The sequence below is a fragment of the Methanosarcina subterranea genome (assembly GCF_055385895.1).
The window spans coordinates 2,068,096-2,081,677 of sequence record NZ_AP042426.1 but is presented as its reverse complement, the minus strand read 5'-3'; the positions used below and the strand labels follow the sequence as shown (position 1 = coordinate 2,081,677).

Annotated in this window: 11 protein-coding genes; 8 read left to right on the top strand and 3 right to left on the bottom strand. The window is 41.0% G+C overall.

Annotated features, from left to right (window positions below):
- Nucleotides 1-12 precede the first annotated feature (12 nt).
- The 3 genes from ACZ5A8_RS09155 (at nucleotide 13) to ACZ5A8_RS09145 (ending at nucleotide 3,784) form a co-directional block, all read left to right on the top strand.
- A complete protein-coding gene (locus ACZ5A8_RS09155; RefSeq protein WP_464533482.1) occupies nucleotides 13-747 on the top strand; it encodes a pirin family protein in 735 nt (244 codons plus the stop codon).
- A 187-nt stretch (nucleotides 748-934) separates the two neighbouring features.
- Nucleotides 935-1,321, top strand: a complete 387-nt coding sequence (locus tag ACZ5A8_RS09150) for a hypothetical protein (RefSeq protein WP_464533480.1) — start codon at nucleotides 935-937, stop codon at nucleotides 1,319-1,321.
- A 1,074-nt stretch (nucleotides 1,322-2,395) separates the two neighbouring features.
- Nucleotides 2,396-3,784 (top strand): tripartite tricarboxylate transporter permease, encoded by a 1,389-nt coding sequence (locus tag ACZ5A8_RS09145; protein ID WP_464533479.1) that lies wholly within the window; start codon nucleotides 2,396-2,398, stop codon nucleotides 3,782-3,784.
- Between the two features lie 163 nt (nucleotides 3,785-3,947).
- Here ACZ5A8_RS09145 and ACZ5A8_RS09140 read toward each other — a convergent pair whose 3' ends face one another.
- On the bottom strand, nucleotides 3,948-4,667 hold the full coding sequence (locus ACZ5A8_RS09140) for a DUF169 domain-containing protein (protein WP_464533477.1): 720 nt from the start codon (nucleotides 4,665-4,667) through the stop codon (nucleotides 3,948-3,950).
- Nucleotides 4,668-5,180: 513 nt separating this feature from the next.
- Here ACZ5A8_RS09140 and ACZ5A8_RS09135 point away from each other — a divergent pair.
- The 4 genes from ACZ5A8_RS09135 (at nucleotide 5,181) to ACZ5A8_RS09120 (ending at nucleotide 9,238) form a co-directional block, all read left to right on the top strand.
- Nucleotides 5,181-5,684, top strand: coding sequence for a PASTA domain-containing protein (locus ACZ5A8_RS09135; protein ID WP_464533476.1), 504 nt, complete (start codon nucleotides 5,181-5,183; stop codon nucleotides 5,682-5,684).
- Between the two features lie 24 nt (nucleotides 5,685-5,708).
- Nucleotides 5,709-7,004: a tetratricopeptide repeat protein gene (locus ACZ5A8_RS09130; RefSeq protein ID WP_464533474.1), complete on the top strand. Its 1,296-nt coding sequence runs from the start codon at nucleotides 5,709-5,711 to the stop codon at nucleotides 7,002-7,004.
- Between the two features lie 209 nt (nucleotides 7,005-7,213).
- A complete protein-coding gene (locus ACZ5A8_RS09125) occupies nucleotides 7,214-7,789 on the top strand; it encodes a tetratricopeptide repeat protein (RefSeq protein WP_464533472.1) in 576 nt (191 codons plus the stop codon).
- A 162-nt stretch (nucleotides 7,790-7,951) separates the two neighbouring features.
- Nucleotides 7,952-9,238 carry a transposase gene (locus ACZ5A8_RS09120; protein ID WP_464529292.1) on the top strand — a complete coding sequence of 429 codons (1,287 nt, stop codon included), beginning with the start codon at nucleotides 7,952-7,954 and terminating at the stop codon, nucleotides 9,236-9,238.
- 400 nt (nucleotides 9,239-9,638) lie between these two features.
- Here the strand turns inward: ACZ5A8_RS09120 and ACZ5A8_RS09115 are convergent, their stop codons facing one another.
- Both ACZ5A8_RS09115 and ACZ5A8_RS09110 read right to left on the bottom strand, forming a co-directional pair.
- Nucleotides 9,639-10,427: an ATP-binding protein gene (locus tag ACZ5A8_RS09115; RefSeq protein WP_464534078.1), complete on the bottom strand. Its 789-nt coding sequence runs from the start codon at nucleotides 10,425-10,427 to the stop codon at nucleotides 9,639-9,641.
- A gap of 93 nt (nucleotides 10,428-10,520) precedes the next feature.
- The gene (locus ACZ5A8_RS09110) at nucleotides 10,521-12,041 is read right to left on the bottom strand and encodes an asparagine synthase-related protein (protein ID WP_464533470.1); all 1,521 of its coding nucleotides are present in this window, start codon (nucleotides 12,039-12,041) and stop codon (nucleotides 10,521-10,523) included.
- A 1,252-nt stretch (nucleotides 12,042-13,293) separates the two neighbouring features.
- Between ACZ5A8_RS09110 and purS the strand changes: the two genes are divergently transcribed.
- Nucleotides 13,294-13,545, top strand: a complete 252-nt coding sequence (gene purS, locus ACZ5A8_RS09105; protein ID WP_229389750.1) for a phosphoribosylformylglycinamidine synthase subunit PurS — start codon at nucleotides 13,294-13,296, stop codon at nucleotides 13,543-13,545.
- Nucleotides 13,546-13,582: the final 37 nt, after the last annotated feature.

The following is a 13,582-nucleotide window of genomic DNA, read 5'->3' as shown; positions in this document are numbered from 1 at the left end:
AGGGGCCTCTTTATGATAAGAATCATTCCGGCAGAAGCCAGGCATCTTGAGGATTCCGGATGGCTAAAGAGTTACATGCTTTTTTCTTTTTCAGATTATTATGATCCGGATAATGTCCAGTTCGGAAACCTGCGCGCTTTTAACGATGATACTGTCCAGCCGGGCAGAGGTTTTTCAACTCACCCGCACTCCGAGATGGAAATTATATCGGTTGTGATTGAAGGGGAGATAACGCATGAAGATGATATGGGAAACAGAGGAGTCCTTGGAAAAGGAGAGGTGCAGTGTGTTACCGCAGGTACAGGAATACATCATTCTGAGTTGAACACGGGAAAGGAACCTTTGCACTTTTACCAGATATGGATTTTGCCCTCGAGAAGCCGCCTTGAGCCTGCGTACTCACAGAAAAGATTCGAGGCATCGGGGTGGATGAACAGGTTACTCCCCCTTGCTTCAGGTCAGGGTCTTGAAAACGCCCTGAAGATAAATGCTGATGCAACAATTTACCGTGCCAGCCTTGAAAAAGGCCATGTTATCCATTTTAATTCACAGGAGAATCGCCGGACCTTTATCTACATTTCTGCCGGTGAGCTTTCTGTTAATGGCCAGAGGATAGAACGGGGAGATCAAGCTCGCATCGACCTTGAAAAGGCAATCCATATGGAGGCTGTTTCTTCCGGCATGCCTGCAGATTTTATCCTTATCGATGTTCCCCAGCAGGGAGCAGAAATACAGACAAAACGGTGAACGCAGCTGGAAAAAGCTCTTTCAGGCAAATAATAGTACTCTCTGAATAGCGGCAAGAATCGAGCCCGGATAAATTAGTTTGAGGAAGATACAGATAAACAGAAAGAGGTTAGACAATCAAAAGAGATTGATAATAAAAAGAGATAGATAATAAAAAGATATCAGAATAAAAAGATCGGAAAAATCATTGGAAAAAACAAAAAGATCGAAAAGAGGGGATGAGAAGAGGCATAATCAACTTGGTAGAGGAAGCGATAAGAAAGAGAAACAGCCCGGAAGAGGGAGCGATATGATAGAGGGTCAGCCAGGTAGAGGTGAATCCGAAGAGGCAGAGGTGATCAGAGAGAGAAGTTTGAAGGAACATGAACATTCGGGCGATGAGATGGCTGGAGAGACAGAAATAACTGAAAACGAAGACAGGTTAGAAGAGAAACAACCCGAAAGAGGAAGTGACAGGAAGAAAGAGCAGCCTGGAAGAGAAAGCGATAAAAAAGAGGAACAGTCAGGCAGGGGAGAGACAGGAGAGGCAAAAGTAATCGGAAAGGGAAATAAAAATAAGCAAAAAGAAGGTTGACAGAAAGGGCATAAGATTGAAAGGCGAAAGCTGAAAATGAGGAAAGGTCTGAAGCAAAAATCGTAGGACATAAATTTAGAGAATAAATTTAGAGAACAAAATGAGATCTTTTAGGGAGCGGCGTGAGATAATTTAGAGAACAGAATTGAAGTGAGAGGTAAAAATAGTTTTAGAGAGGGATTTGCCTCTCACTTCTCCGTTGGTTCTGATATCTGCGGTCGCCGGGTGAGGAATGGCGAACCTCGTTTCCGGTTTCCGTCTGCGAAACCTCTCCCGAAAACGGAGACCGAGGAATGGCAAAAAACCTCAATAGTCACCTAATCCGGGCGGGGTTCCATTTGTTCAGAGCAGGGTTGAGGAATGGCGAACCTCATTTGTCCTGATCTGCTGTTTTTTGCTAAATGCTCTCATGAACCCCATTCAATATTAGCATTTAGGACTACATGTTATAGTATAACTGTTAGATATAAAACATAAGTGGAAATGATTTTTCTTTTTCTTTGATGTAATAAAGCGCCTTCAAAATTTTCAAGCGGCTTATCGAATCGGTAAACTAAAATTGTTTGTGCTGGCAAATCCGGCTATTTATACCTTTCTGCCGGAAAGTTATCTATCCATTATAAGGACATTATTTCAAAGAAAATTTATTTATAATATTAGGTTTAAAACTTATACTCTTAAATTGAGATCTCGATCGGATTTCTCAAGTTAATTTTTCGGCTGTCTTTCGTTTTATCCTTCGATTTGTTTTTTCTTCTCTTTTCTGCTATGTTCTTTTTTCTTATTCTATGTTTTATCTCTTTCTATTTATTCTTTCTGCTCTCTTAAAATTTATTTATCCTTAATATTCTTTCTTTTTCTTTTTTTATCTTTTTCTTGATTTTTTTCCTGACTCACTCTCACTCTGCTTTAATTATTATTTTTAGTTTCATATAACCGGTTTAAGACTTGAAATCCTCTGTCTGAAAAATGAACTGTATACCGTAAAGAGATTAAGTATTAATAGTAAGTGTAAAAAATATTCTATAAAGTTTATCAACGTTTGAATAAATTATTTTAAGGGGTCCTGGCTGAGTGGAAGAAGTTTCTTTATTCTTGCTCTTTTTGTCTGTTCTTGCAGGTTACTTTCTAGGAATATTTTCAGGGCTTTTGCCTGGTATACACACAAACAATTTTGCACTTGCGCTTGTGGCTCTTGCACCCTTTCTAGCTGATAGGGGAATTGCCCCTTTTTACATTGCCCTTATAATCCTTTCAAATGCCGTATCCCATACTTTTCACGATATCATTCCCTCTGTGTTTTTGGGGGCTCCTGACGGAGATACGGCACTTGCAGTCCTTCCAGGGCACAGGCTTTTGCTGGAAGGCGCAGGTGCGGAAGCCGTACGCCTCTCTGCCCTCGGAAGTGCAGGCTCGGTTGTTGCATCCATGCTATTTGTGCTGCCTTTCTCTCTTTTCTTCGGAGCTATTTATCCTTACCTTCAGGACTATATGGCATGGGTTCTGCTCACCATTGTATTTATCATGCTTGCGAGTGAAAAAAGCGATGAGGTAAAGGGTCAGGGTTCACTTGCAAAATACAGATGTAAGCTCCTTGCTCTTTTCCTGTTTCTAATCACAGGAGCTCTGGGGCTCTTTGCTTTCTCCAGAGAAAGCCTTCTGATCCCTGTCATAAGCTTCGGGCAGGCTTCCGTGCTCCTTCCTCTCCTCAGCGGACTTTTCGGGGCTTCCCAGCTTATCATAAGCCTCCTCACAAGCTCCGAGATCCCTGCCGAATCCGTCTCAAGATTTGAACTTTCCCGAAAAAGGATCCTGAGGGGAGTATTTACGGGCAGTACCGCAGGTTCCCTTGTAGCCTGGCTGCCAGGGGTTTCTTCTGCTATTGCTGCCCTTCTGGCAGGGCTCTTTGTAAAGTCGGACTTCGACAGGCGGTCCATACAAAAAGAAACTTCTGAACCTGTGCCCGGAGGACAAAAATCCTCTCTTTTTTCTGACCCTTATTCGGACCGTCAGACTCTGGAAAGTTCAAAGGAGTTCATTGTCTCGGTTTCCGGAGTAAATACTTCAAATGCTATTTTCGGGCTGGTAGCTCTTCTGGTTATAGGAAAGACCCGCAGTGGGGCAATGGCTGCCGTGAATGAAATTCTGGGAATCGGGTCACTTGGTTTTCAGGTAATACTGCTCTTTTTTGCCGCTATCCTGCTGACTGCTATGTTTTCGTACTTTTCCACAGTCTGGATAGGGAATAACGCCCACCATATGCTCCGGAAACTTGACTATGCAAAACTCTGTACCTGCGTCCTTGCAGGGCTTGCAATAACAGTATTTCTTTTTACAGGGCTTTTCGGGTTATTCCTTTTTATAATTTCTACTCCCATAGGCATGCTTCCGTCTTTTATGAAAGTCAGGAAATCCCATGCAATGGGAGTTATTTTACTGCCTGTGATCCTTTATTTCCTGTAATCCTTTATTTCTTTAGAAAAACATCTTTTTAAAGATAGTTGCAGAGATTTTAAGGTCGTTTTCTTCTAATTCCGATTCTTGAAAAATACCTTTCTGAAATACATCTCTGAAGCTGCTTTTCTTAAAAGCTGACCTGTTTAAGTATGCCTTTTTCCCTTTCTAATCAATGCGCAGGAGCTTTTCCGACAATCGCTCTGAGCCCTTCTACAAGGTCCTTCAGTAATTTTGCAGGAATGCCAACCGTCAGTTCTGATTCCTGAATGCCAGTATATGTCCTGCTGCCCGTACAGCCGACTGTTATTCCCATTTTACCTGTCAGATAGGGTTCGGCAACAGCATCGGAACAGAGGCTCTGCTTTCCTGCAAATTCGGCTTCAATTCTACCCCCTTCTTTATAAAGGGCTGCCTGGGTCAGAAGCATCATCTGTTTAGGGGAACAGATTATCACAACAACGTCGGGCACGAAGCTTGCACTTTCAAGAGGTGCATAAAGAGTTGCAAGTGTAGATTCTGCTTCAAGCATGGGGACTCTTTCAAGAGTCTTTTTCGAAGCTTCAAGGGTCTTGAAATGCTTCAGTTTGTCATAATAAAACTCCCCGCTTGCAAGTTTAGGAGGCATGTGCCCAAGTCCCATTGCTGCAGCTCCTCCTTTGCAGGTTTGGTCTTCAAGAACTGCATAAAACTCCTCTTTTGTTTTCCGCACGTGATCCATCATCTGGCAGTGCTTCATCCCATCTTTAATCCGCTGGACCCCTGCCGGAATTTCAGCTCCTTTCTTAACCAGGGCTACTGCTACAGGTGAAGTTTCCAGCTTAAGCAATTCGATTATTTTCTTTCCATACTCATTTACTTCCTTAATCTGCTCAGTACTTGCTGTTTCCATACAAATCACTCCTTCATAGAAATGACTCCCTATTAATCCTACCTTTGGGGTCCTGATAGATCCGCATTTCAAGGATAGTGTAAGCTTAAGACTTAAATAGAAATCAGAAGCAATAATCCTTTTCTAGCTTCCTTTTTTCTGTAACCTTTTCCGGAAATGTGTTAAACCGCTGAATTAAACTACGTTACTCTCGTGAGATCCTTACTGATAAGCAAAAATATAAAACTTAAAATGTATTGGATTGAAATTGTAGATGGAATAAAATAAAAGGGTTAAGTACGCATTGAAGAGTAGAAGGCAAAAAAGAGAATCTATAAACAAAAAGTGGGAAGTAGAAAGCAAAAGATGAATATCAATAATAGATGAGTGTCAATAATAGGTAAATGTCAATAATAGGTAAATGTCAATAATAGGTAATGTCAATAATAAGTTGCAGCTGAAAGCTGATTGAAAACTGAAGACAGATTCGCGTTTATTATAAAAAAATAACAGATTAAAGGGGTTTACGGCACTATGGATGTACAACTTGAAAAGCGTTTAGTGGAGCTCAGGGCGGAATACGAATCAGGACAGAAAATCCTCAAAGATATTGAATTAAAGCTTGAAGAACTTGAAAACAGGAAGAAAATCCTGGGCGAAACCCTTCTCAGGATTAGTGGAGCAATTGACTTACTCGAAGAAATGCTTGGAGAAAGTGAAGGTTTGCAGGAATCGGAAATAAAAGCCGATCACGGAGCTCCTAAAGGAAATATGGAGGTTCCCGATGTAATAAGGCAGCCCCTTGAGAAAGCCAGAATAATTTTGGAAAAGGCAGGGCTTTCAGCAGGAGAGGTTGTTGAACAGAAAGGGGTTCTTCCCGTAGGGGTTATGGTAGGAGATGTGCTCAGACAGGAACCAAAGCCAGGGACAAAACTGCCAGCAAAATCGGCCGTAAAGCTTGTCGTTGCATCTAAAGGCAAGTCTTTACCTCCTCTTGACAAAAGATCAGTATGCGATTCTTTTTCCGACCGCGGCTAAGAAAAGTGTAAGAAGGGCTTTAAGATGGAAGTTAATCCCTCCAGAACAGAGGACTACCTGAGAAAACTCAGGGAACATTCCAGAGCAGCAATTTCAGCTTTCAGTACTCTTGAGCGTTCGGAAAATTTATTATCCTTCAGACTCTGCCTGAAGAAGCTTCTTAGGGAGTCCGGGAACATCTCAAAGGTACTCTGGAGCAGCAATAATAAAAAGCTCGGGAAATATCTGAGGTCAGTACTTTATATAGAAAACAATTCTCCCCTTTATCCTGCTGCTCTCTCAGGACTGGAAACGGTATTTAAAGAAATGGAAAATACACTGGAAGGCAAAAGGATAGAAGAAGATAAAAAGATAGTAGAAGACAAAAAGACAGAAGAAAAAGGTAAAAGGACAGAAGAAGACAAAAGAATAGAAGAGGAATATGAAGAAATAAAAGAGAATTCGCTGAAAGAAGACAACAGCCAGCAGGAGCTAGCAGCCTTTTTATATAATCCTGCTACAAAAACTCTAATAGCTCATGGGAATAAGTATGAAATCTTGCCTCTATTTCTGGCTATAAGGGATCTTTATGCTTCCCTCCCTTTCTTCGATGAACTTCAGGCCTGCACTCAAATGCTTGAAAAGGACTCTCAGAACGCCACAGCACTCTTTCAGAAAGCCGTACTTATCTATAAGGCAAGAAGGTTTGAAGCTGCCCTGCAGCTTATAGAGCAGGTGCTTGAAATAGTTCCTGATGACTTCAGGGTCTGGTATAACAGGGGTGTAATCCTCTCGGAAATGGGCAGGCTTGAAGAGGCAATAGACGCTTATGACAGAGTAATTGAGCTTGAACCTGCTTTTGAAATTGCATGGGACAATAAAGGAGTTGTTCTTTCCAGGCTTGGCAGGCTTGAAGAAGCGCTTGAAATCTACGAAAAAGTGCTCAGGAGAAACCCTGAATATGCCGAAGCCTGGGCAGGAAAGGGCTCAGTACTTTCTGCACTTGACCAGAAAGAAGAAGCCCTTGAAGCATATAGCTCAGCCCTCAAAATCAGGCCTGATTACCTGGAAGCCCTGAGATGTATCGGCAGCCTGTTTTCCAGGATGGGCAGGTTTGAGGGGGCTCTGGCAGCATATGATACGGCTATTCAGTTTGCACCTGAAGATCCCGGTCTCTGGGCAGGCAGAGGGCTTTTCCTTTCAGAACTGAACAAACAGGAAGAAGCCCTGCAAAGCTGCAACAGAGCTCTCGAACTGAAACCGGGCTTTGTTCCTGCTATTGAAATTAAGGTCGAAATCCTTTCGAGAATCAGCCGACAAAAAGCCAGAGATTCTCTATAAGCTCTTTTCGGTAACCTTTTTTTCTGCATAAGCCGGTATCATGATTTGTATTCAGTAAAATTCGAATCAGAAAAAGTATATCTCATTGAAAACGAAAATGCTCAATATCAGTTTCAACCCTGATTTCACACATAACGAGGGAATCAGGCACAAGAGATGGCCCTAAAAGGGTCCGAATAAATCATTATCTGGAAACCGAGGGTTCCGAAATGGCAGAGGAAAACAATACCACAGAAAGCACTACGGTAAAACAACAGGAGCTGGAAGCGGCAGGAAAATCCAAAGAAACCGAGGACCCCAGGCAGTTCCTTATAATGGCAGGCGAGAATGATAATTATGAAGACAAACTCAGTCTCTATGATAAAGCCTTAAATCTGGACCCTATGTACTTTGATGCCTGGCTCCAGAAGGGTTTTGTCCTGGACAGGCTCGGGAAGTCTGAGGAAGCTCTTGCCTGTTACAATAGAGCTCTTGAAATCGATCCCGATCATCTGGGAATAAGGTGTCTTAAGGGTTTTGCCTACAGTAACCTGAAGGACTTTGAAAAAGCTATAGAGTGTTATGATGAAGTCCTTAAGGTCAATTCCGATGATGTCTTCTCCTGGTACCAGAAAGGATCTGTTCTGGAAAATCTGGGAAGATACGGAGAGGCTATGGAATCTTACGACAGAGCTCTGGAGATAGACCCCACTGATGTACTTATCAGGGAGAAAAAGCTGAGGCTTCTGGGGCTTATTTATAAGAAGGGAACTCTAACGGATTCCCCGGACAGTGGCTTTAACTAAGTATGAAAAATATAAAAGAGCTACAGGGTACAAAGAACTAAAGATAAAAAAACTAAAGATAATAAATTAAGAGACTTTTTATTATTTTCTGGTCTTCATATTTTCTCCATAAATCATGCAAAACAATAAAATTTTAATTATATTGAGATAAATTTTCTATTTATGGGAAAAGGAAATGTCGCAATAGATAAGTCAATGATAAAAACGGTAGTTGACGGTAAAATAATGATTCCTTTGCCAAAAGTTTTGGTTGGAAATCGATACTATCCTATGTTTTCCGTATTATCTCCTACTCATTGTGCTGATTGTGGCAATAAGTTACATGTGAACTCTCACTACACTCGTTTTATTTTATCAAGTCACGGCACTATAGCTCTCAATGTTACATACTGGTTTTGTCCTGTTTGTAAGAAACCTTTTCATGATCAGATTATTGGTGTTCCTGGTTCTGCAAATTACAGTTCTGAATATTATGATAAACAAATGAATGTTAGATATGATGGACGATGCAGTCTACACAATTCTCGGCAAATTGGAGAAACATATACAGAAGGCTTGACAGCCTTCTGTGGTAGAGCTCCTTGTGCAACTTCATTATGGTTATATGAACAGAAACATGCAGAACTTTCAAAGCAAGAACTTTTAGATCAAGAGATTGGCTTTGATGAAACATTGTATGTTGATGGGGATTGGATCAAAAAAGGCTGGAAAAAGAGACTTGAAGAGTTGATTGGAAGAAAGCTTACAGAAAAAGAATGGAAAAAAATGCGATATCAATCTGTTTACGTTATTGCTACTAAAGAAAAGGTAGTTTTGGATTTTGAGGTAACTGACAGATTACCAACGATTGAAGCTCTGATTCCTCTTTTCAGACGAATAAAAAACCGATTTCCTGAAGGCAAAATACAAAAAATTGTTTCTGATGAAGATAAAGCAATCATTGGAGCTGTAAAGAGTGTCTTCCCTGAAGTAGCTCACTCCTTTTGTGTGTTTCATCAATTAAAAAACGTTAGCAAGAGATACTATGAAGAATTCAACTCTGTTGAAGATATTCCAGATAATGATAAGGTTGTGTCCAATGAAATATATCAGTTGATACGTTCTGATACGGTCATCAGTGCTGTTGTATGTATTCAAAAGATACGAGAATTCTACTCTAATCTGGAACTTTCAAAAGCGTCTCAGAAAGCGATTTCTTATGCAGAAGAGATTTTCAAGAAAAATGTAAGCTTCTTGAAAAAAGGGTTTACACCTGAGACAGATAATACAATGGAACAGATATTTTCTTTGATAGGTGATATCGTAGACAAAGCAAGATCATTTAAAACCGATAGTGGCCTAACTAATTTTTGTTACAATTTATTTACTTATTTCAACAAACGGTGTTTCAGTACTGGTAAATGGAAAGGATTCTCACCCTTAATGAGGGCAAGATTCCAGTATGGATAAAAGTAAAGAGTAAATGGAAACTTTCAGTTTTAATCTGCAGCTTTACAGCGGTAGCTATCGAATAATTATGGCAAAAATAAGAAATTGATGTACAAAATCTAGATATTAGTGGAGCGACTTTTCCAAAATGAGGAAAAATGTTAAGGGATTTGGGTGAAATTCAATTGTTTTTTTAAAATTGGAGAAGAACCATAAAAAATTAAAAAGACTCTAAATTAAAGATAATAAATTAAAGGTAGAATTAAAGGTAGAATTAAAGGTAAAATTAAAGGTAGAATTAAAGGTAAAATTAAAGGTAAAATTAAAGGTAAAAAAAATTAAAGGTAAAAAAAATTAAAGGTAAAAAATTAAAGATAAAAGAGTGTAGAGGCTATTTTTTTGGCCTTTACTTTTCACTCTCTTATTTTTTACTCTCCTCTTCTTCTTTCCTGATCTCCTCAACAGTTTCCATGAGTTTTTCTTTGATTTTAACTATCGCATTAACAGCTTCGCCGCCTGTATCGATAGGAGCCCTTTTTTCCAGATCAGCCTGCATTAACTGCTGGTCAAAAGGAATTTCTCCAAGTACAGGGATACCAAGCTCCTCAAGCCTATCATTGACTTTTCCGGCGCCTCCTTTGTTAATTACGGCGGCGATGTGTTTTATCCCTATTTCGGAAGAAAGCTTTTTGATTCTTTCGGCTGTCTCAAGGGACCTGGCTCCCGGCTCCACTACCACAATCATAAGATCCATTCCGCGCGTGGTGCCTCTTCCCAGATGCTCTATTCCGGCTTCCATGTCCAGGATAACTGCACTCTTTTCCTTAAGCATGAGGTGCCTGAGAAGAGCCCTGAGGAAAGCTGATGCCGGACACATGCACCCGCTACCTCCTTTATCCACAGTGCCCATGACAAGCATCCTTACGCCATCAGGCCCTATTACTCCGTATTTGCCTGCAATGTCGTCCACTTTCGGGTTATAAATAAAAGCCCCGCCTTCGGTACCTGCCCTTTCCTGAATAAGGTCTTTGAAATCGGTGAGGGGTTTTGGGGGGTTTTCTATCCCCAGGGAAGATGCCAGGTTCATATCCGGGTCTGCATCTATTGCCAAGACCTCGTATCCGTCTCTTGCAAGCAGTCTTGCCAGAGTGCCTGAAAGCGTAGTTTTTCCAACGCCGCCTTTTCCGGTAATTGCTATTTTTATTCGAATTCCCCCTGAAATTCTAGTTATAAATCAAACATAATAATTTTTTACTCGAATATAAGCATCAAACTGTTTATACTTATTGATTTATGTCTAGTTTTACCTCTCATTTACAAATCCAAATCTTTTTTCCGAAGCAACTTGCATGAGGTACTTTTCTATATGTTTCCCCTGCTTTTTGGAAAAACCCGAATCCCTGGCAAGCCAGTCGAGCACCTTCTGTACTCCTGTCCCATACTGCATTGCTTTTTTCTCTTTCCAGAGAATTTCCGGAGGGAGCAGACCTTCTGCCGCTTTCCTGAGGATATATTTTCGCGTATATAAACCGTCTTTTTTCACTATTTTGAGCTCCGGACTTACTGCAAGCCCGGTTTTTATAACATATTTATCCAGGAAGGGTACCCTGAGTTCCACGGAATTGGCCATTGTAACCATGTCATCTCTTTCGAGGTTAATTGTTGAGATGTTCTCAAGGTCAGAGTAAATTTCCCTGTCAAGTACATCAGGATCCTGATCAAAAAAACCTTCATGTCTGCTGTACCCTCCAAAGAGTTCGTCTGCGCCCTGTCCGGTTAGAAGGACCCGCTTTCCATCTTCTCCTGCAGTTTTTGCAACTATGTAAAGAGGAATCCCTATTGTAACCTTCATCGGGTCGGTGGATTCGGTCGCATAAATTACCTGAGGGACTGCAGCTTCTATTTCTTTGGGTGAAAGGAAATGTACTTTCAGGTTTTTCTTCATGCCAATGGCCTGGGCTGCATACTCTGCCTGGGCAATATCGTGAGAATCCGGAAGCCCAACCGCATAAAGGGAAATATCAGGATCAATGCGCTTTGCAATGGCTGCTAGAAAGGTGCTGTCAATCCCTCCTGAAAACGCGATTCCTGCGGTCGAGGTAAGCCTGAGTTCCACAGCTCTTTCAAGAGCTGCTTTCAGGTGAAATAAAGCCTCTTTTTCTACGGAAATCCTCTCTTCAGGGGGTTTTGTTTTAATAGACCTCTCCACGACTTTTTCTGCTATTTTCCTGTTTTCTATATTGAAACTCAAAATCCCTCCCTGAGGAAAGGGTTTTGCTTTTCTGCCAGTACAGGCAAAGGCTTTTTTTTCGGAGGCAAAGGCTATCTCTGGCTTTTCCATCCTTTCTCCAGAGTAATAAAAAAGAGGCTTTACTCCTGATGGGTCCCTCGCAAGTACAAGTTCCCTTCCGCAAACATATGCAAGGGCATAGTCGCCGTTTACTTTCGAAAGTGCGGAGAATACAGCGTTTATCGGGGTGTTCCCCTTCCTTACTCCTGTTTCTATAAGTGAAAAAAGCAGTTCTGTATCGGAATCGGTTTTTATCCCTATCTCAGATTTAAGCTCGCGAAAATTGTATATCTCTCCATTGAGTACGAGGGCTCCTATTCCTGTAAGCGGCTGGGGCATATCTCCCGTTATTTTAAGCAGGGTATTTCCTATGCTCAGGTCTCCTGCAGTATAGATTCCACAGGCATCAGGTCCCCTGTGCCCCAGAGCTGCAAGCATTTTCGTTACTTCTAAATCACTTTCAGGGTTTCCGAATACTCCCGCTATTCCGCACATGGTTACACCTTTTTTCTGCCCTTTCTGTCCGGTATACACGAGCTACACCCTGTATTTATTATTTTGCCCTCTTCAGGCAGTGCATCTATAAAACTCTGAAAAAAGGACTCTCTCTGGAAAGCAAACGGATTTGGAAAAAGATGCTGACAATGCAGATTAAAAAACGCTGATTAAAAAATATGGTCACTCCTGTAGAATTGGTTGATCTATTTCGGAATCCAGAGAGGGAATCTCCCTTTTTTCTCTCCCTGCACCGCATGTCTATGCCGGCCAGTCAGGTAAGAAAAACAACCGGTAAACCAGCACCGCAGTTAAGAGAAACAATTATGCCTGGAAACAATTATGCCTGTACCGAAGAGGTGCTCTGTTACCTGAAAATACTTACCTTGACAACAGAACCCGCTTTTCAATTATAACCTTGAGGAATTTTATCAGGTAAAACAGGTATAATAAACAAATATAATATACAGATTTAAGGTCTGGAATTAAAAAAGAAAGTACGTTTTTGCCTTCTTACTTTGACGCTGAATCAGATATGTTTCTCTCTTTATCTTTCCCTCTTTCTCTTTATCTTTCCCTCTTTCTCTTTCTTTTTTCCCTCTTTCTCTTTCTCTATTTTCGTTGTCTGCTCTTTTTATCCGGGTGATTCTTCCCGGAGCACTTCTATAGCGAACACAGGGTCTCCCTGCAGTGCAGCGAAGGGATTCCTTGCGCTTTTTTCATTCCCTATCCAGATGGAGTGTGCACAGTAGAGACAGCAGCAGCGTGTGGCGTACAGGTTATTTCTTGGTACGTAAGCTCTGCAGCAATTGCTGCCCCTCAGGACTCCATATTTGCAGAGGACAAGCTGCCTTGTCAGGTGCAGGTCCTATTCCAGACTATTCTGTTTACATTCCCAGCTATCCGGTTCATTGAAGTTCAGCATTTCACCCAATTTATAATTACGTTTTATATACATTTAAAACTTTACTATTCTGTTCAATATTTTTATAATAAGTAATTTTATAAATATAGATGAGACTTCAGGCAAAGAAGGATTCTCTGGCTTTAAAGAACTTCTCATGAGTTCTTTGCCTGCAATAAAGGAAGTTTTTTATCTATATCCCGTAATATACGCAACGTTTTTAAGCATCTTGTAATTATTATGGTGCAGACCGGAAATTGTTTACCTTTAAGTTCACTTTGTTCACCTTTAAGTCCATTTTATCTTTCACCTGATACCATATTCGGGATGCTGAAAAACAGGTGAAAGCCTGATTAATTTAAAGATTCAAAATTGAGGCTTACAAAGATGCAGTACCAGGCAACAGTAACTATTGAACAGAAAGCAGGCATGCTTGACCCTGAAGGTACCACAGCTAAAAGGGCTCTCGGACACCTTGGATATGCAGTCGAAAGCGTAAAGACTGCAAAACTGTATGAAATCGTGCTCGAAGCAGAGTCTGCCGAAGTTGCGGAGCAGAAAGTTGATGAGATGTGCCAGAAGCTTATTGCAAACCCAATCGTCCACAACTACACTATAAAGCTCAAGGAACTTAGCTGAGGGACTCCCTGCAGAATAAAGGGATTTAAGAATAAAA

What these genes read in the sequence shown, in the direction of transcription:
- ACZ5A8_RS09155 (WP_464533482.1), top strand. Translation starts at nt 13, where the DNA reads ATGATAAGAATCATTCCGGCAGAAGCCAGGCATCTTGAGGATTCCGGA.
- ACZ5A8_RS09140 (WP_464533477.1), bottom strand. Translation starts at nt 4,667, where the DNA reads ATGGAAACAGCAAGTACTGAGCAGATTAAGGAAGTAAATGAGTATGGA.
- ACZ5A8_RS09135 (WP_464533476.1), top strand. Translation starts at nt 5,181, where the DNA reads ATGGATGTACAACTTGAAAAGCGTTTAGTGGAGCTCAGGGCGGAATAC.
- ACZ5A8_RS09130 (WP_464533474.1), top strand. Translation starts at nt 5,709, where the DNA reads ATGGAAGTTAATCCCTCCAGAACAGAGGACTACCTGAGAAAACTCAGG.
- ACZ5A8_RS09125 (WP_464533472.1), top strand. Translation starts at nt 7,214, where the DNA reads ATGGCAGAGGAAAACAATACCACAGAAAGCACTACGGTAAAACAACAG.
- ACZ5A8_RS09120 (WP_464529292.1), top strand. Translation starts at nt 7,952, where the DNA reads ATGGGAAAAGGAAATGTCGCAATAGATAAGTCAATGATAAAAACGGTA.
- purS (WP_229389750.1), top strand. Translation starts at nt 13,294, where the DNA reads ATGCAGTACCAGGCAACAGTAACTATTGAACAGAAAGCAGGCATGCTT.